The organism is Ensifer adhaerens (assembly GCF_013283195.1).
Lineage (GTDB): Bacteria > Pseudomonadota > Alphaproteobacteria > Rhizobiales > Rhizobiaceae > Ensifer > Ensifer adhaerens_G.
Genome location: NZ_JABEKT010000002.1, coordinates 374149 through 396812, shown reverse-complemented (window position 1 = coordinate 396812; position 22664 = coordinate 374149). Strand labels below are relative to the sequence as shown.

The 22664-nt window shown below is 62.4% G+C and carries 21 protein-coding genes; 2 read left to right on the top strand and 19 right to left on the bottom strand.

Features of this window, described 5'->3' with window-relative positions; all coding sequences use genetic code 11:
• Positions 1–3: 3 nt before the first annotated feature.
• The 9 genes from nirB to nirK all read right to left on the bottom strand — a co-directional run bounded on the left by nirB (position 4) and on the right by nirK (position 11061).
• Positions 4–2463, bottom strand: coding sequence for a nitrite reductase large subunit NirB (gene nirB, locus LPJGGPFB_RS18395; RefSeq protein WP_173421392.1), 2460 nt, complete (start codon positions 2461–2463; stop codon positions 4–6).
• A 6-nt stretch (positions 2464–2469) separates the two neighbouring features.
• On the bottom strand, positions 2470–3270 hold the full coding sequence (locus LPJGGPFB_RS18390; protein WP_173421391.1) for an ABC transporter ATP-binding protein: 801 nt from the start codon (positions 3268–3270) through the stop codon (positions 2470–2472).
• 14 nt (positions 3271–3284) lie between these two features.
• Positions 3285–4178: a nitrate ABC transporter permease gene (gene ntrB, locus LPJGGPFB_RS18385; RefSeq protein ID WP_173421390.1), complete on the bottom strand. Its 894-nt coding sequence runs from the start codon at positions 4176–4178 to the stop codon at positions 3285–3287.
• A 63-nt stretch (positions 4179–4241) separates the two neighbouring features.
• Positions 4242–5534 carry a CmpA/NrtA family ABC transporter substrate-binding protein gene (locus LPJGGPFB_RS18380; protein ID WP_173421389.1) on the bottom strand — a complete coding sequence of 431 codons (1293 nt, stop codon included), beginning with the start codon at positions 5532–5534 and terminating at the stop codon, positions 4242–4244.
• Between the two features lie 354 nt (positions 5535–5888).
• Entirely contained in the window at positions 5889–7184 is a 1296-nt protein-coding gene (locus LPJGGPFB_RS18375; RefSeq protein WP_173421388.1) for a CmpA/NrtA family ABC transporter substrate-binding protein, read from the bottom strand.
• Positions 7185–7239: 55 nt separating this feature from the next.
• Complete coding sequence (locus LPJGGPFB_RS18370; RefSeq protein WP_053248712.1) at positions 7240–7827, bottom strand: ANTAR domain-containing response regulator; 588 nt, start codon at positions 7825–7827, stop codon at positions 7240–7242.
• Between the two features lie 243 nt (positions 7828–8070).
• Positions 8071–8772 carry a Crp/Fnr family transcriptional regulator gene (locus LPJGGPFB_RS18365; RefSeq protein WP_327795819.1) on the bottom strand — a complete coding sequence of 234 codons (702 nt, stop codon included), beginning with the start codon at positions 8770–8772 and terminating at the stop codon, positions 8071–8073.
• A gap of 119 nt (positions 8773–8891) precedes the next feature.
• Entirely contained in the window at positions 8892–9809 is a 918-nt protein-coding gene (locus LPJGGPFB_RS18360) for an SUMF1/EgtB/PvdO family nonheme iron enzyme (protein WP_173421387.1), read from the bottom strand.
• 109 nt (positions 9810–9918) lie between these two features.
• The gene (gene nirK, locus LPJGGPFB_RS18355; protein WP_173421386.1) at positions 9919–11061 is read right to left on the bottom strand and encodes a copper-containing nitrite reductase; all 1143 of its coding nucleotides are present in this window, start codon (positions 11059–11061) and stop codon (positions 9919–9921) included.
• A 336-nt stretch (positions 11062–11397) separates the two neighbouring features.
• Here nirK and LPJGGPFB_RS18350 point away from each other — a divergent pair, with 336 nt between their 5' ends.
• Positions 11398–12621: an NnrS family protein gene (locus tag LPJGGPFB_RS18350; protein ID WP_173421385.1), complete on the top strand. Its 1224-nt coding sequence runs from the start codon at positions 11398–11400 to the stop codon at positions 12619–12621.
• A gap of 92 nt (positions 12622–12713) precedes the next feature.
• Here the strand turns inward: LPJGGPFB_RS18350 and LPJGGPFB_RS18345 are convergent, their stop codons facing one another.
• The 4 genes from LPJGGPFB_RS18345 to LPJGGPFB_RS18330 all read right to left on the bottom strand — a co-directional run bounded on the left by LPJGGPFB_RS18345 (position 12714) and on the right by LPJGGPFB_RS18330 (position 15314).
• Positions 12714–13004: a metal-sulfur cluster assembly factor gene (locus LPJGGPFB_RS18345; protein ID WP_173421384.1), complete on the bottom strand. Its 291-nt coding sequence runs from the start codon at positions 13002–13004 to the stop codon at positions 12714–12716.
• Complete coding sequence (locus tag LPJGGPFB_RS18340) at positions 12991–13527, bottom strand: DUF2249 domain-containing protein (protein WP_173421383.1); 537 nt, start codon at positions 13525–13527, stop codon at positions 12991–12993. The genes LPJGGPFB_RS18345 and LPJGGPFB_RS18340 overlap by 14 nt, the downstream gene beginning before the upstream one ends.
• A complete protein-coding gene (locus LPJGGPFB_RS18335; protein ID WP_173421382.1) occupies positions 13524–14888 on the bottom strand; it encodes a hypothetical protein in 1365 nt (454 codons plus the stop codon). The genes LPJGGPFB_RS18340 and LPJGGPFB_RS18335 overlap by 4 nt, the downstream gene beginning before the upstream one ends.
• Positions 14889–15023: 135 nt before the next feature.
• The gene (locus LPJGGPFB_RS18330) at positions 15024–15314 is read right to left on the bottom strand and encodes a DUF2249 domain-containing protein (RefSeq protein WP_173421381.1); all 291 of its coding nucleotides are present in this window, start codon (positions 15312–15314) and stop codon (positions 15024–15026) included.
• Positions 15315–15537: 223 nt separating this feature from the next.
• Between LPJGGPFB_RS18330 and hemN the strand changes: the two genes are divergently transcribed.
• Positions 15538–16890 (top strand): oxygen-independent coproporphyrinogen III oxidase, encoded by a 1353-nt coding sequence (gene hemN, locus LPJGGPFB_RS18325; RefSeq protein ID WP_173421380.1) that lies wholly within the window; start codon positions 15538–15540, stop codon positions 16888–16890.
• Between the two features lie 67 nt (positions 16891–16957).
• Here the strand turns inward: hemN and LPJGGPFB_RS18320 are convergent, their stop codons facing one another.
• The 6 genes from LPJGGPFB_RS18320 to LPJGGPFB_RS18295 form a co-directional block, all read right to left on the bottom strand.
• Positions 16958–18859, bottom strand: coding sequence for a nitric oxide reductase activation protein NorD (locus LPJGGPFB_RS18320; RefSeq protein WP_173421379.1), 1902 nt, complete (start codon positions 18857–18859; stop codon positions 16958–16960).
• A gap of 10 nt (positions 18860–18869) precedes the next feature.
• Entirely contained in the window at positions 18870–19682 is an 813-nt protein-coding gene (locus tag LPJGGPFB_RS18315; RefSeq protein WP_173421378.1) for a CbbQ/NirQ/NorQ/GpvN family protein, read from the bottom strand.
• 68 nt (positions 19683–19750) lie between these two features.
• Positions 19751–21097, bottom strand: a complete 1347-nt coding sequence (locus LPJGGPFB_RS18310; RefSeq protein WP_173421377.1) for a nitric-oxide reductase large subunit — start codon at positions 21095–21097, stop codon at positions 19751–19753.
• Positions 21098–21121: 24 nt separating this feature from the next.
• Positions 21122–21574, bottom strand: coding sequence for a c-type cytochrome (locus tag LPJGGPFB_RS18305; RefSeq protein ID WP_025430210.1), 453 nt, complete (start codon positions 21572–21574; stop codon positions 21122–21124).
• Positions 21575–21743: 169 nt separating this feature from the next.
• Positions 21744–22022: a cytochrome C oxidase subunit IV family protein gene (locus LPJGGPFB_RS18300; RefSeq protein WP_173421376.1), complete on the bottom strand. Its 279-nt coding sequence runs from the start codon at positions 22020–22022 to the stop codon at positions 21744–21746.
• A 5-nt stretch (positions 22023–22027) separates the two neighbouring features.
• Positions 22028–22585: a cytochrome c oxidase subunit 3 gene (locus tag LPJGGPFB_RS18295; protein WP_173421375.1), complete on the bottom strand. Its 558-nt coding sequence runs from the start codon at positions 22583–22585 to the stop codon at positions 22028–22030.
• Positions 22586–22664: the final 79 nt, after the last annotated feature.

The window sequence follows — 22664 nt, the reverse complement described above, 5'->3', positions numbered from 1 at the left end:
ATCTCACTCCGCGGCTTGCGAAAAGCCGACCGTCGCCATCGGCCGGAACTCGTGCTTGTCCTTGCCGGAGACACGCTCCGACCAGGGATCGACCTGGGCGAATTTCTGGCTGAAGACGAATCGGTCGAAGAACGCCTTGCGCCGTTCGGCGTCGCCCATGATCTGGCGGCGGATCTCCTCGACGCCAATGCGCTTGGCCCATTTGTAGATACGCTCGAGATAGCGGCCCTGCTCGCGGTACATCTGCGTCAGCGCGACGATGTGCTCGAGCGCCTCGTCCTCGGTCCTCACCAGACCGAGAACCTCGGTGCCCTTGATGTCGAGCCCGGCGGCACCGGCGAAGTGGATCTCGAAGCCGCTGTCGACGCAGATGACGCCGATATCCTTGCAGGTCGCTTCGGCGCAGTTTCTCGGACAACCGGACACCGCCAGCTTCAGCTTGGCAGGCGTCCAGGATCCCCACATGAATTTCTCGATGCGGATGCCGAGCCCGGTCGAATCCTGGGTGCCGAACCGGCACCAGTCCGAGCCGACGCAGGTCTTGACCGTGCGCAGGCCCTTGGCATAGGCCTGACCGGAGACGAAGCCGGCCTTGCCGAGATCGGCCCAGACGGCGGGAAGATCTTCCTTCTCGATGCCGAGAAGATCGATGCGCTGACCGCCGGTCACCTTCACCATCGGGATCTCGAACTTGTCGACCACGTCGGCGATCGCCCGCAATTCCTGAGAGTTGGTGACGCCGCCCCACATGCGCGGAACGACCGAATAGGTACCGTCCTTCTGGATGTTGGCGTGCACACGCTCGTTGATGAAGCGGGACTGATAGTCGTCGGCGTATTCGTCGGGCCAGTCGCTGACGAGATAATAGTTGAGCGCCGGCCGACATTTGGCGCAGCCGCAGGACGTCGTCCACTCCAGTTCCTGCATGACGGCGGGAATGGTCTTCAGCCCCTTGGCCTTGATCAGTCGGCGGACATCGTCGTGGCCGAGTTCGGTGCAGGTGCACATCGGCTGGACGGCGGCGGGATTGTAGGCTTCGCCCAATGTCAGCGACATCACCTGCTCGACAAGCCCGGTGCAGGAGCCGCAGGATGCGGACGCCTTGGTATGGGCACGCACCTCGTCGAGCGACGTCAGTCCCTTGCCGGTAATCGTCGCGACGATCTTGCCCTTGCACACGCCGTTGCAGCCGCAGATTTCCGCATCATCCGGCAAGGCTGCAACGGCCGCCGTAGGGTCCAGCGGCGACCCTCCCTGATAGGCCTGGCCAAAAATCAGGGTTTCGCGCATGGCGGTGATATCAGCGCCCTTCTTCATCAGATCGAAGAACCAGGATCCGTCCGATGTCTCACCGTAGAGGACGGCACCGATGATACGGTTTTCCCTGAGCACGAGACGCTTGTAGACGCCGGCAGTCGCATCGCGCAGGACGATCTCCTCGCGACCTTCGCCATCGGCAAAGTCGCCGGCGGAGAAGAGATTGATGCCGGTGACCTTCAGCTTCGTGTTGGTGACCGAGCCATGATATTCCGCCTCGCCGCCGGCGAGCCGATCGGCAAGCACCCGGGCGCTCTCATAGAGCGGCGCCACGAGGCCGTAGCAGGTCCCGCGATGTTCGGCGCATTCGCCGAGCGCATAGACAGCCGCATCCGACGTCATCATGCCGTCGTCGACGACGATGCCGCGGTTGACGGCGATACCCGCCTCCTTCGCCAGATTTGACGCCGGACGAATGCCGACGGCCATGACGACCATCGACCCCTCGATGATGCGGCCGTCCTCGAGCTCGATGCCCTCGACCTTCGTTTCCCCCAGGATGCGCTTGGTATTGGCCTTGGTAACGATCTCGATGCCGCGTTCGGTGAGCGCCTTTTCGAGCATATAGGCGGCGGCCGGATCGAGCTGCCGCTCCATGATCGTCGGCATCAGGTGGATGACGGTAACGTCCATGCCCTGACGCTTGAGACCGTAAGCCGCCTCGAGACCGAGCAGACCAGCGCCGATGACGATGGCGCGGCCACCATGCCTGCTGCCGGCGAGCATTTTCTCGACGTCGTCGAGATCGCGATAGGCGAGCACGCCTGGCAACTGGTGGCCGGGCACGGGAATGATGAAGGGGCTGGAGCCGGTGGCGATCACCAGCTTGTCGTAGGTGGCGGTGATGCCGTTTTCCGCCGTGACCGTGCGAGCGACCCGATCGATCTCTGCGACCTTCGCGCCCTTGTGCAAGGTGACGCCATTTGCGGCATACCAGGCGTCTTCGTGGATGACGATATCCGCATAGGCCTTCTCGCCAGACAGCACCGGCGACAGCATGATGCGATCATAGTTGACGCGTGGTTCGGCGTTGAAGATCGTGACCTCGTAACGATCAGGGGCCTTTTCGAAAAGTTCCTCGAGCATGCGGCCGGGCGCCATGCCGTTGCCGATGATCACGAGTTTCTCGGGAGCTTGGTGAGCCATGGGAAATCACTCCGCAGCTTCGACGAAACGGTGGCGCTCGTAGAGGAACTTGAGCACCGCTTCGCGGCATTTGAGATAGGTTCGGTCGGCCGCAAGCTCGATGCGCCGGCGCGGACGGGCAAGCGGCACGGCGAGGATCTCGCCGATGCGCGCCGACGGACCATTGGTCATCATGACGATGCGGTCCGAAAGCAGCACCGCCTCGTCGACATCATGGGTGATCATCAGCACCGTGTTGCCGAGTTCGGCATGGATCTGCATCACCTGGTCCTGCAGGTGGGCGCGGGTCAGCGCATCGAGCGCGCCGAACGGCTCGTCGAGCAGCAGAACCTTCGGCTCCATGGCCAGCGCCCGGGCGATGCCGACGCGCTGTTTCATGCCGCCCGACACCTCGGAGGGGCGCTTGTCGCCGGCATGCGCCATCTGCACCAGCTCGAGATTGCGCATCGTCCATTCATGGCGCTCCGCCTTCGACTTCGTCGAACCGAAAACCTTGTCGACGCCGAGGCGAACGTTCTCGTAGACCGTTAGCCAGGGCAGCAGCGAGTGGTTCTGGAAGACAACGGCGCGGTCCGGTCCCGGCTCGTCGGCAACCCGGCCGTCGAGCAGCACCACGCCAGTGGTGGCCTGTGTCAGGCCGGCGACGATGTTGAGCAGCGTCGACTTTCCGCAGCCGGAATGGCCGATGATCGAGATGAATTCGCCCTTGTCGACGGAAAGCGAGACCTGCTTCAGGACCTCTGTCCTGACATTGCCGCGTTCAAAACTCTTGTCGATCAGTTCAAGCGAGAGATAGCTCTTGGTCATGATCTTTACCTTTCTCACGCGGTGGCAGTGCCGCGGGTGACGACGCGGCCGACGAGGGCGATGAGACGATCGAGGAAGAAGCCGACGATCCCGACGTAGATCAGCGCAACGATGATGTCGCTGATCAGCGACGAGTTCCACGCATCCCAGATGAAGAAGCCTATGCCGACGCCACCGATCAGCATTTCGGCGGCGACGATGGCGAGCCACGACAGGCCGATGCCGATGCGAAGACCGGTGAAGATGTAGGGGGCTGCCGCCGGCAGCATGATCTTGCCGAAATATTCGAAGGCATTGAGCCGCAGCACCTTGGCGACGTTCTGGTAGTCCTGCGGAATGTTGCGGATGCCAACGGCGGTGTTGATGATGATCGGCCAGATCGCCGTGATGAAGATCACGAAGATCGCCGACGGGGTACCGTCCTGGAAGGCGGCCAGCGACAAAGGCAGCCAGGCAAGCGGCGGTACCGTGCGCAGCACCTGGAAGATCGGATCGAGGCCACGCATGGCCAGCTGGCTCTGGCCGACCAGTGCACCGAGCGCGATGCCGACGACTGCAGCGAGCGCATAGCCGATGGCCACCCGCTGCAGGCTCGCCGCAATGTGCCAGAACAGGCCCTGGTCGACGCCCTGGCCGACATAGAAGGGATGGGCGATCAGCTCCCAGCTTTCCTCAAGCACCCGTGTCGGAGACGGCAGGCTGGAATCGGGCGCCGAACAGATGATCTGCCAGGCGATGAGGATCAGCGAAAGCGTGACGATGAGCGGCGCGACGTTTGCGGCCCCGGCGGCGAGCCGCGCCAGCAGCGGACGGCTGCCTGCCTGCTTCACCGAGCGGGTAAAGGCAATCACGGGGGCCGCAGGCCGCGACGCCGGCTGGTCCTTGAGTTTGAGGTTGGTGACGGACATACCGTTCTCCTTGGAATTCGAAACCGGATGCCGGCGAGCGACGCCCGCCAGCACCGCGATGGTTCAGGCGACGCGCGAGATCGAAAGGCTCTTGAGATAGGCCTGCGGGTCCGCGGGATCGAAAACCTTGCCGTCGAAGAATTTTTCGATGCCGCGCGATGTCGAGGACGGGATATCGGCAACGCCGAGATCCTTGGCCGCCTCACGCCAGATGTCCTCGCGATTGACCTTGGCAACCAGCGCCTTGATATCGGTATCGGGCGCGAACTTGCCCCAGCGGATGTTCTCGGTCAGGAACCATGCATCGTGGCTCTGGTAGGGATAGGAGGCGTGGTCTCGCCAGAATTTCATGAGATGCGGGCTGGCCTCGACGACCTTGCCGTTGCCGTAGTCGTATTCGCCCTTCAGCCGATCGACGATGTCCTTCGGAGGAACGTTGAACCAGCTGCGCTTGCCGACGATCTTCGCCAGTTCTTCCTTGTTGGCCATGTCGTCGCACCATTGCGCCGCTTCCTGGATCGCCATGGTGAGCGCCTTGGCGGCGCGCGGGTTCTTCTCCACCCAGTCGGCGCGCATGGCGAAGGATTTTTCCGGATGCTCGTTCCAGATCTCGGCGGTGTTGACGGCTGTGTAGCCGATCTTCTGGTTGACGAGCTGCTCGTTCCACGGCTCGCCGACGCAGAAACAGTCCATGGTGCCGACCTTCATGTTGGCGACCATCTGCGGCGGCGGGACAACGATGGTTTCGACGTCCGTGTCCGGATCGATGCCGCCGGCAGCAAGCCAGTAGCGCAGCCACAGATCATGGGTGCCGCCCGGGAAGGTCATCGCCACCTTGGCCGCAGCGCCTTCCGCCTTCTTCCTGGCAAAGGTCTCCTTCAGGGCAGACGCGTCCAGACCGACCTTGAGATCGGCATAGGCGCCACCGACAGAGATCGCCTGCGCATCGAGGTTGAGGCGAGCGAGGATCGCCATCGGCAGCGGCTGGTTGTTCTGCGTCACCTTGCCGGTCGAAATGAGATAGGGCATCGGCGTCAGGATATGGGCGCCGTCGATGCCGGCACCGGCCGAACCGAGCACCAGGTTGTCACGCGTCGTGCCCCAGGACGCCTGCTTGACGACGTCGACTTCGGTCATACCGTATTTGTCGAAGAAGCCTTTCTCCTTGGCGATGATCAACGGCGCGGAGTCTGTCAGAGCAATGAAGCCGAGAACGGCCTTGGTGGTCTCGGGACCGGCCGATTGTGCAAAGGCGCCGGTCGGGAAGGCCGTCTTGACGGCACCGAATAGGGCGGCCGTCGCCGTGGTCTTCAGCAGGCTGCGACGGGTCAGTCCGCCGGTCAAAAACTTGGTCATGCGCAGGTTCCTCTGCTGCTGCCGGGCAAAGCCGGACATAAAAAAACGCCGCTTGGAGATTGCGTCCGGGATCAGGAGGAATCCTCGGGAAACAAAAACCTTGCGACGTCAGTGTCTCTGGCAAACGCGATCTGGCGTTTGAACTCGCCTCAATCGCCGTTGACCGAAGCGATTTCTAAAATGCAAAGGCCGTGCCAGTTCGAATGGCCACAGCCTAGAGTATTGATATAAAAGGAGAAAAACTCGATCGACACAAATGAACAACAAAATAGCTGCTTTAGACTCTGCTGAATTATTGTGCGCCGCACACAACGGGTCTGGCGACTCTGCCCAAACAAGCAGCGCCGGACAGCGTCAGTTGTCGGCGTCAAACGGCGCCGCACTGCCTCTGGTCCGGACCGGGAACGCCTCGACATAGGCCTCGATGGCGGCCGGGTCGAATACATGTCCGTCCATGAAACGATCGTCGGCAGATGCGCCCTCAATCCCGATGTCGGGCCCCGCCGGTACGGCGTCCTTCCCGAGAGCGAGGCGATAGAGATCCGGGCGGTATGCAGACGCCGCCGCCGTCAACCCTTCCGCGCTGATGCTCGCCTGCCCCCAACGCGCCATCTGGCTGTAGATCCACAGCGCATGGCTGGAGCGGGGATAATTGGCGAAGCCGCGATGGAAGACGAAATAGTCATCGATGACCCGGCGCTGCCCTTCCGAGTCGATGGTGAACTCGCCGGAAAGCACGCGGCGGATGATTTCTACCGGGGCGCCGACATAGTGCTGGTCGGCCAGCACACCGGACAGGCTATCGCGATTTTGCGGATCGTCACACCACTGCGCGGCGGCATCCAGCGCCACGATCAATCGCGAAACGGTCTCCGGATTGGCCTCGGCCCATTCAGGGCGCATGCCGATGACCTTTTCCGGCGCCGACGGCCAGATATCCTGCTTGGCGGCAACAATCCGGCCGACGCCGCGCTCGGACGCGACCATGTTCCAGGGCGCACCGACACAGAAACCATCGATCGCGCCAGCGGCGAGCGCGTCGGAGGTCATCGGCGGCGGCACGACCACGAGCTTGACGTCACGATCCGGATCGATGCCGCCGGCAGCCAGCCAGTAGCGGAATTCGTAATTGTGCGAGGAAAAAGGATAGGTGACACCCAGGGTCGGCGGCGCTTCGCCCAGTGAGGTCATGCGCGCAAGCACGGCGGCAAGCGCCCGGGCATTGGCAAGCGCGTCTCCGGCTCCCCCAAGCCCACCCTCCTCGACCATCCTGGCATAGAGCCGGTTGGACAGCGTGATGGCGTTGCCCCCGCGCCCAAGCGAAAAGGGCGCGATCGCCGGCGACGGGTTGGAGCCGAGACCGAGCATGGCCGCGACCGGCATCGGCGAAAGCATGTGGGCAATATCGAACTGGCGAAAAGCCAGCCGATCGCGAACATTGGCCCAGGACACGTCCTTGACCAGGTCGAGCGTCAGGCCTTCCCTGCGGGCGAAACCGAATTCGCGCGCGGCGATCAGCACAGATGCGTCGACAAGCGGGATGAAACCGGCACGCAGCGTGCGGGCACCCTCGCCACGCAGCTTTTGCGGGGCCGACAAACCGCGACCCGTCGGGGTCTGGCCGCTGCCGAGATCGCCGAAATTGGCCATGACGTTCACTCCACTCACTCCTTGCAGCAAGCCGATGCGCAGCACGTCTTTGCCATCACATCAACAGGCCGGCAGCCGTCACCACGCTTTGCGCGATTTCCGACATCTTCTTCTTTTCGTTCATCGCCGTCTGGCGCAGCAGGGCAAAGGCTTCTTCCTCCGACAAACCGCGGATCTTCATCAGGATACCCTTGGCGCGCTCGACGACCTTGCGCTCCTCAAGCGCCGATCGGGCATCGGCCAACTCCCTCTGCAGCCGGCTGAAGGCATTGAAGCGGCTGACCGCCATGTCGAGGATCGGTTTGACGCGTTCCTTCTTCAGTCCGTCGACGATATAGGCCGATACGCCCGCCTCCACCGCCGCCTCGATCGAGGCCGTGTCGGAGCGATCGACGAACATCGCGATCGGCCGCCCGACCGTGCGCGTCAACTGGAAGAGATGCTCCATCATGTCGCGATTGGGGTTTTCGATATCGATGACGATGACATCGGGCCTGAGGCTGTCGATGATGCGCGCGACGCCCTGCACCTCATGAATGACGGTGACCTTACGATGACCCGCCTCGTGCAATCCTTCCTCGATGATCGAGGCACGGATGGCGTTCTCGTCGATGACGAGAATGGTGAGGTCGCGGTTTGTCATGGCACAATCATGATGCAGCGCAGCAATTTGCGCAACATATTTGCCTATTTTCTTGACAAATTTGTTTCCGCCTATTTTTTAGGCCAATTGCTCACCACGTTGGCGTCAACCGGTTCACGGGAATTCCACGCCAAACGACGGTCGCATCGAGGCCACATCGCCGGCCGCGCAAAAACCTGCCCGCGCCGCATGCAAGGCGAACGGTCTCACGAGCGAAGCGGCCCGATTACGGAAGCGGTAAGCCTAGTTCTTCTCGACCTGTTCGGCCAGACGCCGAAGGCCTGGCAAATCACAGAGCAGCAGCTTCTGCCGCCCGCCCTGAACCAGTCCCCGTCCCTCCCAGGCGCTGAGAATGCGCGAGACCGTATGAAGGGTCGTGCCGGTCATTTCCGCGATATCCTGGCGGGAGATCGGGAAATCGATGCGCACGCCGAGCTCTTCGCGTTTGCCCGCCTGTTCGGCGAGCCGCAGGACCGCGTGCGCGACGCGGCGCTCGACTTCCTCCGTCGACATCTCGCGAATGCGGGTATGGGCCTCGTCGAGCCGCTGGCCGATCGTGTGCATCGCATTGATGGCCAGATGCGGATTGCTCTCGACGAACACGTTCCAGAGCTCGGTCGGCCAGGCAAGAACCAGGCTTTCCGTCGCCGTCATCGCCGTGCCCGGATAGTCGCTGCGCTGCAGCGCGCGGGCAAAGCCGAACAGATCGCCCGGATTGACGACACGCACGATGATCTGTTGGCCATCACGGGTGACCTGCGTGACCTTGAGACGCCCGTGCAGCAGCAGGTAAAACGAGTCTGCCGCAGCCCCCTGCTCGAAGACCGCTTCATTCTGAGGAACGCGCCGCACCGTCGCATGCGCAAGAAGCCTGTCCAGCTCCTGGTCGCTCATCTTTTGAAACAGCGGGAGGGATTTGACGAGTGTTCGGTCCAGTGCAGCCACGTCGTTTCCTGTCTCCTGCAGATCGGCGATGCGGGCTGCTATATCACGTGCGACCGAACCGAAAAAGCAGCCAGCGTCCACTCATCGCCTTGCAGGGCCGACAATGTACGCCTGCGCTGTTACACCGCACCGGGGAAACGGCGCTCGAAGGCGTACAGCATGTTCGCATACCAACGATCATCGCGAACCAGGCGGAAGCCGAGATTGTCCGGCGGCACGCCGACGGCACACCCGCCGCTCTTCGGATCGCGAATGAAGAAGCTCATCGATGCGCGGTGCTTGCCGTCGACGACGTAGATGCCGCAGGCCGGTGCCTCCTTCAGCACCTCGCCGTCCTCGCCGACCGTCACGCGACGGTGGCAGGTTTGCGTCCACTCCCACACGTTGCCATCGAGATCGGCGACGCCGAATTCGTTCTCGCCGAACGTGCCCGACGGTTGCGGCATCGGGTTCTTCGACTTCTGCCGGGTCGACTCGCGCTCGTAGTCCGCAAGCCACCGGAGCGCCGGATTGTCCTTGCTGCCATCGATGCCGAGCGCATCGTCGGGAAACTTCTTGCCGGCGGCAAATGCCCATTGCCGATCGGTCGGCAGCCGCCAGACCTGGCCGGTCTTTTCGGTCAGCCAGGCGGCATAGTTGCTGGCGTCCGTGTAGTTGACACCGGTCATCGGCGTATCATTGCCAAGGCTTGCCGCCGGCTCGCCCTTTTCGCAGGCGCCGTCTTCGACGCAGCGTTGATAGTCAGTGCGACTGACCTGGTACTTCATGATCCTGAACGGTTTTGCCAATGTCGCATCGACAAGCGGCGCATCGACGGCAAAGCCATTCTTGATGAAGTGGCCCTCGGCCCGATACTCCATGCTGCGCGGTTCAATCGTCACCGTCACCGGCGCTTCGACGCGGGTATCGACCGATGTGTCGAGATCATCCAGCAGCCCGACCTTGGCCGAAAGCACCCCGCCGATGGCAACCAGCAGCAAGGCGGGAACGGCAACGGAAAACACCGAGACCGCATTCTTGTGACGTCTATCGCGCATGACCTTCCCCTTCTGTTGGCATGCGCCGATGAACCCGGCGCATGTCTTGTCGCTGGCTCGCGCTGTCTGAAGTCCCCCTCGGACAGCGCAGCCAATTGGCCGGCCGGGGTTACATCGACGCCGGCTTGACGACCGAGGTCATCAGATCGTCATTCCACTCGCCGGTGACCTTGAAGTGTCCCGCCGCGCCCAGCTCGAAAGCCTCGATCAGGTTGTGGTTGACGTAGGCATAGATGCCCGGCTGGCGGAATGTGTAGAAGGCCGCGCCGGCAGTGCCGCCCGGAATGAACCAGGTTTCCTGGTCGAGCTCCGGCGGGTTGCGGAACTTGCCGGTTGCCCAGACATAGTCGCCGTGTCCGCCGATCAGGTGCGGCCGCGTATCGCGGTTGGCCTGCGAGTGGATGACGAGCACATGCTCGCCCACGGCTGCCGTCAGCGCCTTCTCGCCGGTGAGTGCTCCGACCGCGCCGTTGAAGACGACGTGGGTCGGCGTCAGCGTGCGCATGGCCTTGACGGTATCTTCATAGGCTTCGCCGGGCGTTTCGTATTTCTTGTAGTTGCCGGCCTCGTCGCGCGGAATGTAAAAGTCCTGCTCGCCCACATAATAGACCTTGTCATAGGTCAGCGGCTGTCCCTTCTCGTCCTTCAGCCCGTCGCGCGGCAGCACCATGATGGCGCCGTTCATGCCCGAGGTAACGTGCCAGGGCACCATGCCTTCCGGCGCGCAATGATAGACGAAGACGCCTTGCTTGGTCGCCTTGAAGCGCAGGGTCGTCTCCTCGCCGGGATTGACCTGCGTCAGGCCGCCGCCGCCGAGCGCACCCGTTGCCGCGTGAAAGTCGATATTGTGCAGCAGCGTGTTGGTCGCGGGGTTGATCAGCCTGAGTTCGACATAGTCGTTCTCATGGACCACCATCAGCGGGCCGGGAACCGAGCCGTTGAAGGTCATGGCGTGCACTTCGGTGCCGTCGCCGTCGATCACCAGCTTCTTTTCTTCGATGGTCATGGTGAATTCGACCACGCGCGGGCCGGTCTTGGCGACCTGATCGTGAGCGTGAACGAAGGGCGGCGCGACCAGGTCGACCTTGACCCGCTCCAGTGTCGCAATGTCGACCGGTGCCGCGCCCGTAGCCGCGGGAGCGGCGGCCGTTGCGGCCTGGGTCGAGGTCGCCGTCAGGATCGGCGTCAGCGCGCCAGCGAAGGCGGCGCCGGCCAGGATCGTGCGGCGAGTCATCTGCAGCTGTTCTGTCATCATTGCTCTCCTTTGGCACGACCGCGCGACCGGAATAGTCGTCCGAAAATCGTGCCTATATTCAACGTGTTACGGCGGCCTCTGCCGTCCCTGGCGGGCTCGCCTCAGGTTTTGACCACCTGTTTTCCAGCAGTCATGTCTCAAGTAGAACCGGGAGCGAACGGCGTCTTTGTCATGGAACAAATCGGCCGAGGAAGGCGACGTTTTTCTGCAAATCTTCGCGCGGGAATGAATTGGCCGGGCTCTATAATTGCGTTTTCGCAAAGAGACCTCGGCAAGCCCCGGATACATCGATCCCATCCACCCGTCCGCTCGGTGAAAGAACAGGATCGAACAATGATTAGTCTCCTCAGCAAACCAAGGCCCAGCGGAGGAATCCCGCGCGGGATCGCCACCACTGGTCCCGTTCTCTTTTCCTATGGCTTCAGGCCATTCTTTCTCGGCGCCAGTCTTTGGGCGATCTTCGCCATGGCCGCATGGATCGCCGCCCTGACCACGGGCACCGACTTTGCCGGGGCCTACGGGCCTGCCCATTGGCACGCGCACGAGATGCTGTTCGGCTTCTCGTCCGCCGTTCTCGCCGGCTTCCTTCTGACCGCGGTTCCGAACTGGACCGGCCGATTGCCCGTTTCCGGGTGGCCGCTCGCCTACCTGTTCGGTCTGTGGCTTGCCGGAAGGCTGGCGCTGCTCATAACGGATGTCATCGGAGTGACGCCGGCGGCCATCATCGAAGCGCTGTTCATGCCGGCATTGCTCGCGATCTGCGCGCGGGAAATCATCGTCGGTCGGAAGTGGAAGGATCTGAAGGTCGTCGGCGGATTGGTTCTTCTCTCGACTGCCAACGCGTGGTTCCACATCTCCGTCATCCGTCAACTCGACGTCGATGCAGCAGCACGGCTGGCGATCGGCGCCTATGTCATGCTGATCATGATCGTCGGCGGCAGAATTCTGCCGAGCTTCACCCGCAACTGGCTGAACAAGTTCGGCCGGACAGACTTTCCGGTTCCCTACAACCGCTTCGACACTGCGAGCATCCTCGTCGGTGTCGCGGCTTTAGCCTGCTGGACCTTCTCGCCCCAGCACATCGTCACCGCCGCCGTCGCAGCCACCGCCTCGTTGATGCAGGCGGCCCGGCTTATCCGCTGGCGCGGGTGGACGACGTGGCCGGACAAGATCGTGTTCGTCTTGCATGCCGCCTATGCCTTCGTGCCCCTCGGCTTTGCCGCCGTCTCTGCCGGCGCGGTCGGCGCGCTCGACGGGTACCCGGTCATGCATGTGATGACCGTCGGTGTCATGGCCTCGATGATGCTGGCCGTCATGACGCGCGCAAGCCGCGGACACACCGGACGGCCGCTGGCTGCCTCGAACCTAAGCTGCGCCTCTTACATCGCGATCATCGGTGCGGCTTTGGCACGACCCTTCGCCGAAATCCTGCCAACTCACTACCATCACCTGCTCGCCCTTTCGGGTGCTCTCTGGATCATGGCCTTTGGGTTGTTCTGCATCGAATACGGTCCTATGCTGGTTCGCGCCAGGCGCGCACCCAGAGGCGCCGCATAACACGCCCTGAAAGTCACATCCCACAAGCAAAAAAGGTTGCCGCAGACACGGCAACCTTCATCAGGCATTCACGGCTGTCGACCGGCAGCTGCCTAGTGCATCATTTCAGGGGTCCATGGCGGCTCATAGGTGAGCCGCACTTCGGCATACTCGACGCCCGGCACATACCAGACGCAGTTCTGCACCGCCTCCTTGAGAAAGGCAGTCGCCGGGCAACCCTTTATCGTCGTCGTCATCGTCACCCGGACAAGGCCGCCTTCCTGGACGGCGATATCATAGATCAGACCGAGATCGACGATATTAGACCCCATCTCCGGATCGACGATCGTGCGCAGCGTGTCGCGGATTCTGTCGACCAGTTCTTCGCTTTCAGCCGGCTGCATTTTCGTGCCCCTTGCGTCCGCCGACGCGGATCAGGATGCGATAGGTTTCTCCGGTCGCATCAAAGTTGCCGGCCCATTTGTGCCCGCGCTTGGCAAGCTCCGGGTAGAGAAACAGCGGTTCGCGCGCCAGCAGTGCGAAAAGCACCTCGCCGGCCAGCATCTTTTCCACGACGGCGAGGATGCGAACCATGGGCTCGGGCGGATCCAGATCCGTCAGGTCGAGCTGGCGTGCTGGGTCCGGCCAGGTATCGAGATCCGTATCGCCGGCCGAAACCCTGATCTCGTCCACCTGTTCCTCCGGTGTGAACAGGACTTCCCAATCGCCGTTGCCGAGAGGTTGATCCTGATATGCAAAACCACGGCCGGCCATGACGCTGAAGAGCGGCACCGGCCGGAACGTGGCGATCAATTTCAGCGGCTGGCCGGGTGCGAGACCGTCGACGGCGCTCATGATGGCCTGGAACGGATCGCTGCCGCTCTTCAGAAGCGGCCTGACGTCGAGCTCATAGGGGTCTTTGGTCATGGTTGTCTCCGTGACTGAAACGATGGGAAGAAAAGATGCGGACCGGTGAACCCGCCGGGAAGTCGAAGATTGCTCGGCACGTTGCTGAGCCGTCGTGTTGCCACGAACTCGAAGACCAGCGCATTGACCGCAATCAACTGGCCAAGGCTGCCGGCTCGAAACAGCCATGTGCTGTCGAGATAAAGCGCGACCGAGGCAACGGCCACGGTGAGATAGAAGAGCCGGAACCAGAACGCTGCTCGCGTCTCGACGACCAGATCCTGAACCCGCGGCGTCGGCATGCGTCCGAGCAGAGGGCCGTAGCATTCGAGCCAGGTGATGAAAGGCACGATCTTGTAGAGCTGCGCCAACCCCATGCCGGTCAACCAGCCGAAGGTGACGAGATAGACGAGCGGCCCCACGCCTTCCGGGATCTGGCCGCTGATGAGCAAAGCCACGAAGATGACGGTCGCGACAATCAGTGCGGCGAACGCGCCGATGCCGGCGCGGCTGTTTAGCTCGATCAGCTTGCGCTTTCGCCCGCGGTAGATCCTGACGATGTCGGCCATGTAAATTCCGATGGCGATCACGCTGGCAAGCGCGGCAACGACAAGCACTGTTGTCCGGCCGGCAAAGCCGACAAGGATCATCGGCACGATGCAGACGATCATGCCGAGGGCCGCAGCGCCCAGTATCCAGACGGTCCTGCTGCTGCGTCGTTCCCGGTCGGGCGACAGCATGAACATGGTCAGGAGCCGGTAGCTGACCCCCATGGTCGTAAAGCTCAACCAACCACCCAGCCCCAGTGCCGCGTGAAGCGAAACACCTTCGAGCGTCAGATCGATCGCGCCCGGCGCATCGGCAAGTCCGGAAAGGACGAATGCGTAGGTGCCACCAAGCAAACAAGCGATGACGAGCGACCCGAGGCCGGCAGCGACGAAACGCGCAGGCAGCGGCAGCGGACGCGCCTGCCATAGTGTCGTTGCAAAGACGCTGACGAGCAGGCCGAAACCGGCAATCGTCACAGTCGCCCCCACCGGGAGCAGGAGCGGCGAAAGGCCGTCGGTACCCGCGAGGCTGGCAAATCCTAGGACCAGGCTGGTTATACCGACAACCAGCAGCACCAAAGCTGGAAAAGCCAGGTGCGGAAACGAAAGCGGCCGACCAACGAGAACAGGCACGAATTGCAACAGGGCTCCCGCCATCAGCAGGCTGAGCCAGCCAAGCGCAATGGTATGAACGAGTGCCAGGGTTTCAGGGGCTTCGATGGAAGAAACCGGATATCCGAAGCCGAGAACCATCATCATCTCGCCGATGGCGAGAAAAATCAGCGCCGCCGCGAAATAGGACATCGTCCAGCGAGATAGCGTGGCTCCGAACATAGCGGTTCATCCTGAACGATGAGCATTTCCAGGAAAAGTGAGGAACGGTCTTCCGCCGGGAAATGCGTAAACACAAGGGAATTGCGCGTCTGCGGCCCCGCCCAAACCGCAAACGCTTTGGCTGTGGGCGCCCTCTCAGTGGCCGCTGCTGCTGCCGCAGCAGCAATCGCAGCCGGAAGCCTGTTGCCGGCCGATCTCCACCCGCCAGACGTCGGGTCCGTTTTCAAGGTATTCCCAGGTGAATTCACCGGGATAACGGCTTTCCAGCTGGTAGTGCAGCGGGCGGGGATCATGGTCGTTGACGATGATGAAGGAGCCGCCTTCGGCCAGCGCATTGAGCATGCCGAAGATCTTCGGATGGCGCTCGACGGGCGGAATGGTACGCACGTCGATGAAGGGCTTGGTTTCTGTTTCTGCAGTGGTCATTTCAGTCCGTTCAGGGCGCCGTTGTTGCCTCGGTTTCCGGGAAACGCCGACGCAAACGGCCCGGATTTGCAAAGCCTAGTGCCACCGGCAACGCGACATTTTGTCGAAGCGCAAACAAATCCCGCTTTGCCGCCTGTTGCCCGCTTACTTGGCTTTTCGCAAAGAACGAGGACGGCCATCCGGCCTAGAACGGTTCGATCGTTCGACATCGATAGGAACCGCCATGCAGTCCACCGCCCTCATGAAATACGCCGAGATGCACTTGCCGCGTTACACCAGCTATCCGACCGCGCCGCGGTTTTCCGCCGGCATCGGTCGCGACACCTACGCCGATTGGCTCGGCGCGGTCCCGGCGGACAGGGATGTTTCTCTCTATCTGCACATCCCCTTCTGTCGGTCGATGTGCTGGTACTGCGGTTGTCACACCACGATTACCCGGCAGGACGAGCCGATCCTCGATTACCTCAATGTGCTGAGGCAGGAGATCGGCATGGTCGCCGATCATGTGTCGGGACCGCTGCCGATCGGCGAGGTCCATTTCGGCGGCGGGACGCCGACGATCATCGAACCGGAAGAATTCCTGGCCCTGATGGCACTCCTGCGTGCGCGTTATCAGTTTGGTGCCGAAACGGGCGTGGCTGTCGAAATCGATCCTCGCCGCCTGACCGTCGCCATGGCGCAGGCGCTTGGCGAAGGCGGCGTCAGGCGCGCCAGCCTCGGCGTGCAGAGCTTCGACCCGGTCGTGCAGAAGGCCATCAACCGGATCCAGAGCGAGCAGCAGACGGCCGACGCGGTGGCCCATCTTCGCAACGCCGGTGTCGCAGGTATCAATTTCGACCTGATCTACGGGTTACCGCACCAGACGGTTCGCTCCTGCGTCGAGACGGTCCAGGCTGCGACCGCGATGCGACCGGAACGCTTTGCCGTCTTCGGCTACGCGCATGTGCCATCCTTCAAGAAGCACCAGCGTATGATCGACGAGGCCGTGCTGCCCGACGCTTCGGCGCGCACCGATCAGGCGCTCGCCATCAGCGAAGCGCTTTGCCAAGCGGGTTACCGCCAGATCGGGCTCGACCACTTCGCCCTGCCCGACGACGATCTGGTGCTCGCACAATCGGCCGGCGTGCTTCGGCGGAACTTTCAGGGCTACACCACGGACAATTGCGAAACGCTGATCGGCTTCGGCGCCTCGGCAATCGGCCGCTCGCGAGACGGCTATGTGCAGAACGAGGTTCCTCCGGGGCTTTATGCCAGCCATATCGCCTCCGGCCGACTGGCAACCACGAAGGGTTACCGGCTGACCGAGGAAGACCGCCTGCGTGCCGAAATCATCGAGAGGTTGATGTGCGACTTCACCGTCGACATCAAGGCAATCGCCACCGCACACGGACGAGACCCGGATTTCCTTCTCGGCGGCAATGTTCGGCTGGCAACGATGGTCGATGATGGCGTGCTCGATATCGCCGATGGCGTCTTGACGGTCAGGCAGGATCATCGCTTCGTGATCCGCGCCGTCGCCGCAGCGTTCGATGCCTACATCGACGACGGACAACGCACGCACAGTAAAGCCGCCTGAACCGCTGACAACACCCAACAAAAAAGGCCCGGTCGCAACCGGGCCTTTTTCTGTTTCAAGTAACGTCCTATCCCGCGAGGCTTCGGTATATCGCCGGTAATGCCGCCGGCAGCCGGGCGATATTGCCGACCAACGCATAGCCGTTATGGCCGAACATGGCCGGCACGTAGGACTGCGCCTCGCGGTCGACGGTAACCGCAAAAGTGCTGATGCCGCTGCGGCGCGCTTCCATGACGGCCTTGCGGCTGTCCTCCAGCGCGAAGCGCCCTTCGTAATGATCAATGTCATTCGGCTTGCCGTCGGTCAGGACCAACAACAGCTTCTTGCGGTTGGGCTGTTTCTGCAGTTCGGCTGCGGCATGGCGGATGGCGGCCCCGATGCGGGTGTAGTATCCCGGCTTCAGGGCGGCGATACGGCTTTCGACGAGCGAACTCATCGGCTCGTCGAAAGCCTTGACGCTCTCCACCTTTACCCAGTCGCGCCGGCGCGAGGTGAAGGTGAGGATCGAATGATTGTCGCCGCAGGCAGACAGGCCGTGGGCGAGAATGAGCAGGGCCTCCTTCTCCACGTCGAGCACCCGGCGATTGTCGGACCAGGCATCGGTCGAAAGCGAGACGTCGACCAGGATCGTGACCGCGAGATCGTGAACCTGCGTGCGGCTCATCAGGTGGATGCGATCGCTCCCCTGCCCGCCTGCAGCCAGATCGGTGCGGGCGCGCACCACGGCATCGAGATCGAGGTCAGCGCCGTCGATCTGCGCGCGCAGGATTTCGTTGCGCGGCCGAAGCACCTCGAACTGGCGCCGTACCCGCCGGATCAGGCTCCTGGTTTCCGCCGTAAGCTCAGCCCGGTCTTCGGTGCCCGAGGCCGGGCCCGCCAAGACGCGGCAATGGTCCTTGAGATAGCTCGACGTCCTGTAGTTCCATTCTGGATAGGTCAGCTCCGATGTCAGCGGCGTCGGATCGACGGCTTCCGGCGGCAGGTCGAGATCGAAGCGGAAACGGGCGGACGGGCGACCCTTCCGCTCGCCCAGCGTCATCTCGTCAAGATCCTGCGCCGCTTTGTTGTCGTGTTCGTCGCTGTCGTCGGATGGCCGGTCGACATTGACCATCTCGGCCATCGCCAGGATCTTCTCGAAGCGATTGAGGATGAAGGGGCTGCGATCACCCTTGCGGTTCTCCGGGCTCTCCCGGACGGCCACGTGGCGTTCGGTCTCGGCGATCTGGCTGGAGGCGGCACCTGTTGCCGCGACATCGTCATCGCGTTCTGTCGTCGTTTCCGGCCGCAGCAACGTATCCGGCCACAGCGGGACCGGCAGCAGCGGCAGATATCCCGGCGGGGCGCGATGCGGGAAGATCACCGGCAAGGTCGTATCCAGCTGGCCGGCCGCCTTGCGCAGCAACCGCAGCACGCGGTTTTCGACATGCTGCTCCACCGACGGAAGGGAGCCGCGCTGACGCTCGACCAGAACGGCTTCGGCAAGACGGCAGTACTTGTGGCGCATGCCAGGAAAGCGCTGGAAGACCTCGGCCACGGTCTCCTGCGCCCGGGACAAATATGTCAGGTCAGCCAGCAAGGGATCCGCTTCGTCGCGCGGGACGAGCGGCATGGTCGCCATGTACGCGACCAGCCAGAAGTAGAGATCGATGTTGAGGCGTCTGTCTGGAAAAATGTCAATCTCGCCGGGCAACATCAGCGAAGCGTGATCCCGGCCGGGCTGAACGAGCTTTTCCTCGCCGAGCCCCATCTTCTGTCGCCACTTCAGCCGATGGCCCGACGTGCGGCCGCGCGCCGGCACGATCTGGACGGCGGTTTCACCGCCGTGCCCCCGAAAGCAGATCGCCAGCATCGGCATCATGTCGACCAGCTTGACGGCCTCATCGGGATAGCGCCGCCAGGTACCCGTGTTGCCGATAAAACGGTGCCAGGCGCGCCCGACAGTTTCTTCGAGTTCGAGGAAATCCAGCATGGCGCAATCCTCAAGCGATCAGGGAGGCAGCAACCTCGAGAAGGGCTGCGCGCACGTCCGGCTCATCGGTCAACGGCTCGATCATCGCGGCACGCACCGCATCGCGGACAGGCATTCCGGCATCGATGAGGCAGGCGCAGTAGACCAGCAGGCGGGTCGATACTCCCTCCTCAAGATCATGCCCCTTGAGGGTGCGCAGGCGGTGAGCAAGGTTGACGAGCGGTGCCACCTGGCTTGCAGCCAGTCCGCTCTCACGCGAAACCACCTCGATCTCCTCGTTGCGTGGCAGGAAATCGAACTCGATGGCGACGAAGCGTTGCCGCGTGCTGGGCTTCAGGCTCTTGAGCAGGTTCTGGTAGCCGGGGTTATAGGAAACGACCAGCATGAACGCCGACGGCGCTTCGAGCAGCTCGCCGGTCCGCTCCAGCGGCAACATGCGGCGGTCGTCGGTCAGCGGATGCAGCACGACGGTGACGTCCTTCCGCGCCTCGACGATCTCGTCGAGATAGCAGATCCCGCCTTCGCGTACGGCCCGTGTCAGGGGACCGTCGACCCAGACCGTATCGCCGCCCTTCAACAGGTAGCGCCCGGTCAAGTCCGCTGCTGCCAGATCGTCGTGGCAGGAAACGGTGGAAAGCGGCAGGCCGAGTTTTGCCGCCATATGGCTGACGAAACGGGTCTTGCCGCAACCGGTCGGCCCCTTGAGCAGGAGCGGCAACTGTCGGACCCAGGCATTCTCGAACAGCGCGCACTCATTGCCCGAGGGACTATAGGCGGGAATGTCGATCGATACCGGAACCAGGCTTGGTTGAACAATGCTCATGGCATGTCTCCGTGAAAGGGGGGAGGAAAAGATTGGCCGGTCCGGCCGAGCCGGACCGGCGCGTTCATTCATTCAGCAGGCTGCATCGAGGCACTCAGCTTCTCGCTACGCTCTTTGCCGGGGACGAAGATCGCCCAGACGAACATCAGCGCCGAAATCATGACGAAGACGCCCGAGCCGAGGCGGATCCAGTAGAACAGCGCCAGCTGGTCCTGGACGTCCATGTAGCTCTCGCCCAGAACCCGCTGCAGATGGGACTGAAGGACACCGGCAAAGGTCAGCGCGAAGGTCATGACCGACATCGCCGTGCACATGATCCAGAAGCTGACCATGGAAAGCATCTGGTTGTAGGGCGCGCGCCCGCGGATTTCGGGGATCGCATAGGCCATGACCGCAAGGTTGAGCATGACATAGGCGCCGAAGAAGGCGAGGTGCCCGTGCGCGGCGGTCACCTGGGTGCCGTGGGTGTAATAGTTCACCGACGACAGCGTGTGCAGGAAACCCCAGACGCCGGCACCGAAGAAGGCCATCACCGAGCAGCCGATCGACCACAGCAGCGCCGCCCTGTTCGGGTGTTTGCGCCCGGCCTTCCAGGTCATCACGAAGGTGAAGATCACCATGGTGAAGAACGGTGCGACCTCAAGCGTCGAGAACAGCGAGCCGATCCACTGCCAGTAACCCGGCGCGCCGATCCAGTAGTAGTGGTGGCCGGTGCCAAGGATGCCCGAAAACAGCGCCAGGCCGACGATGACGTAAAGCCATTTCTCGACGACTTCCCGGTCGATCCCATTGAGCTTGATCATCAGGAAGGCGAGCACCGACGCCATGATCAGTTCCCAGACGCCTTCGACCCAGAGGTGAACGACGTACCACCAGTACATCTTGTCGAGCGCGAGGTTGATCGGGTTGTAGAAGGCGAAGAGGAAGAAGATCGCAACGCCCCAGAGCCCGAAGATCAGGATGTTGGTGACGGTCGTCTTGCGGCCCTTAAGGACTGTCAGCGTGATGTTGTAGAGGAACATCAGCGCGACGATGACGATGCCGACCTTGATCGCGAAGGGTTGCTCAAGAAACTCGCGGCCTTCGTGGATGCGCAGGAGATAGCCGACGACGGCGATGGCAGCGGCGATCAGGAAGATCCAGAACTGGGCGATCGCGATCTTGGTGCTGTAGAGCTCGGTCTCCGCCTCTTCCGGCAGGAGGTAGTATGTTGCGCCCATGAAGCCCATCAGCAGCCAAACTATGAGGGCGTTGGTGTGCACCATGCGAACGATGTTGAAAGGCAGCAGTTCGGACAGGGTATTGGGAAGGACATAGATGGTGCCGGCAAGCACGCCGAACAGCACCTGAGCGAGAAACAGGCCGATCGCTCCGTAGAAATAGAGCATTGCGACCTTCTGGGTCTGGTATTTCATGATTTCACACTCCAATCGCAACGCTTAGCCGGCCTCGTTCGGCGGCCAGTTCTGGGTCTTGATGCGGCTCGTCCACTCCAGGAAATCGGCGAGGTCGTTGAGCTCCTGTTCGGTGAGGTTGAACTGCGGCATCTGGCGGCGGCCTTCGATGCCGCTCGGCTGGGCGGCCATCCAGGCCTTCATCGTTTCGCGTGCACCTTCCGGATCGGTCTCGCCGCCCCAGCGCTTCCAGACATTGCCGAGCTCGGGCGCGAAATAGGCGCCTTCGCCAAGAAGCGTGTGGCAGTTGATACAGGCGTTCTTCTCCCAGACGTGCTTGCCGCGGGCGACTGCGTCCGTCAGCGTCGACTCGTCGGTGGAGACCGTCCGCATGTAGTAGTGGCTGTGGGCGGTGAGCCCGACAAAGATTGCAAAAAAGAAGAAGGACCCGCCGTAAAAGACGTTTCGGGCCCCGGTCTTGGTGAGGCGTTCTGCCATCACGTGATCCTTTCGACTTCAGCCGGCCTTAGACACCGGGGCCGGCTTTACTGATCCCCTCCCCGCCTGGCGCCGCGACGTGCGGCGCCGAACTATCGGGGCGCGAACCATGTCTAGGGATTTCCGGAAGGCCTTCTTTGCGTTTTGGCAAACAAGACAAAGAGTGGTTTCAAGCAGATAGCGTCACGCCCATCGCAAGCTTTGCCAGCGCCAGAAGCGCAAGGATCGCCGGCCACGCCAGGAGCCCGAACCGCAGCCCGGCCGGCGCCTGAGCGAGGCCCATGAAATCAAGGGCAACAAGCCGGCACTTGATCACCGCCAGAACCAGGAGGGCCGCTGTTGCTGCAGCCGTTCCGCCCCAGAGCGTCATCAGGATCATGCCGCAAGCAACGAGCAGGACCAGCGTCGCAAAGGTCTTCCGTAGTCGACGTTCATTGTGATGGGTCATGGCGATCACACGAGATAGACGAGCGGGAACATCACGATCCAGACAAGGTCGATCACGTGCCAGAGCGTGGTGATCAGCACGATGTTTCCGGGGCTCGGGCGCCAGGCGACCAACAGCAGGATGGCGCTGCCGAAGCCGACGTGCAGCAGGTGGAAGCCGGTGATGAGGAAATAGAGTTCGAAGAAGGCGCCGAACTGCGGCAATCCGGCCGCGCCGATTTCGGTCGAATATTCGAAAAGCTTGATGGCGACAAAACCAAAACCGAAAAGGGCTGCCAGAACGAGCGCGCGCCGGCGTGCGGAAATCGAAGCGGCCGGGCGCGCCGCCAGGGCCGCCTGCCAGCCGCTGGCCAGAAGTACGAGCGTATTGATGCCGGCGAGCAGCGGATTGAGATGCGACCGGGCTTCCGCAAACGCGTCCGCCCGGAGGAACCCGACCACCAGAAAGCCAGCGAGCAGGATGCCGAATGCCGCCAGCTCGCTCCACACCAGCACCCAAAGCAAAAGGTCGTCGGCGGATGCCTGATCTTCTTGGTCTTCCGTCGGAAGGACGTGCCCGTCCATGCGTCAACTCCTTTGCCAGAACCGCCGTCAGCTAGGCAGGCAGGCGCTTTCTGTCTTTGCGATTGCGCAAAGAGGCGGT

Excerpts from the sequence above, each read along its gene's own strand:
- LPJGGPFB_RS18390 (WP_173421391.1), bottom strand. The coding sequence starts at position 3,270 with ATGACCAAGAGCTATCTCTCGCTTGAACTGATCGACAAGAGTTTTGAA.
- LPJGGPFB_RS18300 (WP_173421376.1), bottom strand. The coding sequence starts at position 22,022 with ATGACCCATCACAATGAACGTCGACTACGGAAGACCTTTGCGACGCTG.
- LPJGGPFB_RS18295 (WP_173421375.1), bottom strand. The coding sequence starts at position 22,585 with ATGGACGGGCACGTCCTTCCGACGGAAGACCAAGAAGATCAGGCATCC.
- LPJGGPFB_RS18340 (WP_173421383.1), bottom strand. The coding sequence starts at position 13,527 with ATGACCAAAGACCCCTATGAGCTCGACGTCAGGCCGCTTCTGAAGAGC.
- LPJGGPFB_RS18350 (WP_173421385.1), top strand. The coding sequence starts at position 11,398 with ATGATTAGTCTCCTCAGCAAACCAAGGCCCAGCGGAGGAATCCCGCGC.
- LPJGGPFB_RS18370 (WP_053248712.1), bottom strand. The coding sequence starts at position 7,827 with ATGACAAACCGCGACCTCACCATTCTCGTCATCGACGAGAACGCCATC.
- LPJGGPFB_RS18320 (WP_173421379.1), bottom strand. The coding sequence starts at position 18,859 with ATGCTGGATTTCCTCGAACTCGAAGAAACTGTCGGGCGCGCCTGGCAC.
- LPJGGPFB_RS18380 (WP_173421389.1), bottom strand. The coding sequence starts at position 5,534 with ATGACCAAGTTTTTGACCGGCGGACTGACCCGTCGCAGCCTGCTGAAG.
- LPJGGPFB_RS18345 (WP_173421384.1), bottom strand. The coding sequence starts at position 13,004 with ATGCAGCCGGCTGAAAGCGAAGAACTGGTCGACAGAATCCGCGACACG.
- LPJGGPFB_RS18305 (WP_025430210.1), bottom strand. The coding sequence starts at position 21,574 with ATGGCAGAACGCCTCACCAAGACCGGGGCCCGAAACGTCTTTTACGGC.
- LPJGGPFB_RS18310 (WP_173421377.1), bottom strand. The coding sequence starts at position 21,097 with ATGAAATACCAGACCCAGAAGGTCGCAATGCTCTATTTCTACGGAGCG.
- nirB (WP_173421392.1), bottom strand. The coding sequence starts at position 2,463 with ATGGCTCACCAAGCTCCCGAGAAACTCGTGATCATCGGCAACGGCATG.
- LPJGGPFB_RS18335 (WP_173421382.1), bottom strand. The coding sequence starts at position 14,888 with ATGTTCGGAGCCACGCTATCTCGCTGGACGATGTCCTATTTCGCGGCG.
- LPJGGPFB_RS18375 (WP_173421388.1), bottom strand. The coding sequence starts at position 7,184 with ATGGCCAATTTCGGCGATCTCGGCAGCGGCCAGACCCCGACGGGTCGC.
- hemN (WP_173421380.1), top strand. The coding sequence starts at position 15,538 with ATGCAGTCCACCGCCCTCATGAAATACGCCGAGATGCACTTGCCGCGT.
- LPJGGPFB_RS18330 (WP_173421381.1), bottom strand. The coding sequence starts at position 15,314 with ATGACCACTGCAGAAACAGAAACCAAGCCCTTCATCGACGTGCGTACC.
- nirK (WP_173421386.1), bottom strand. The coding sequence starts at position 11,061 with ATGACAGAACAGCTGCAGATGACTCGCCGCACGATCCTGGCCGGCGCC.
- LPJGGPFB_RS18360 (WP_173421387.1), bottom strand. The coding sequence starts at position 9,809 with ATGCGCGATAGACGTCACAAGAATGCGGTCTCGGTGTTTTCCGTTGCC.
- LPJGGPFB_RS18315 (WP_173421378.1), bottom strand. The coding sequence starts at position 19,682 with ATGAGCATTGTTCAACCAAGCCTGGTTCCGGTATCGATCGACATTCCC.
- ntrB (WP_173421390.1), bottom strand. The coding sequence starts at position 4,178 with ATGTCCGTCACCAACCTCAAACTCAAGGACCAGCCGGCGTCGCGGCCT.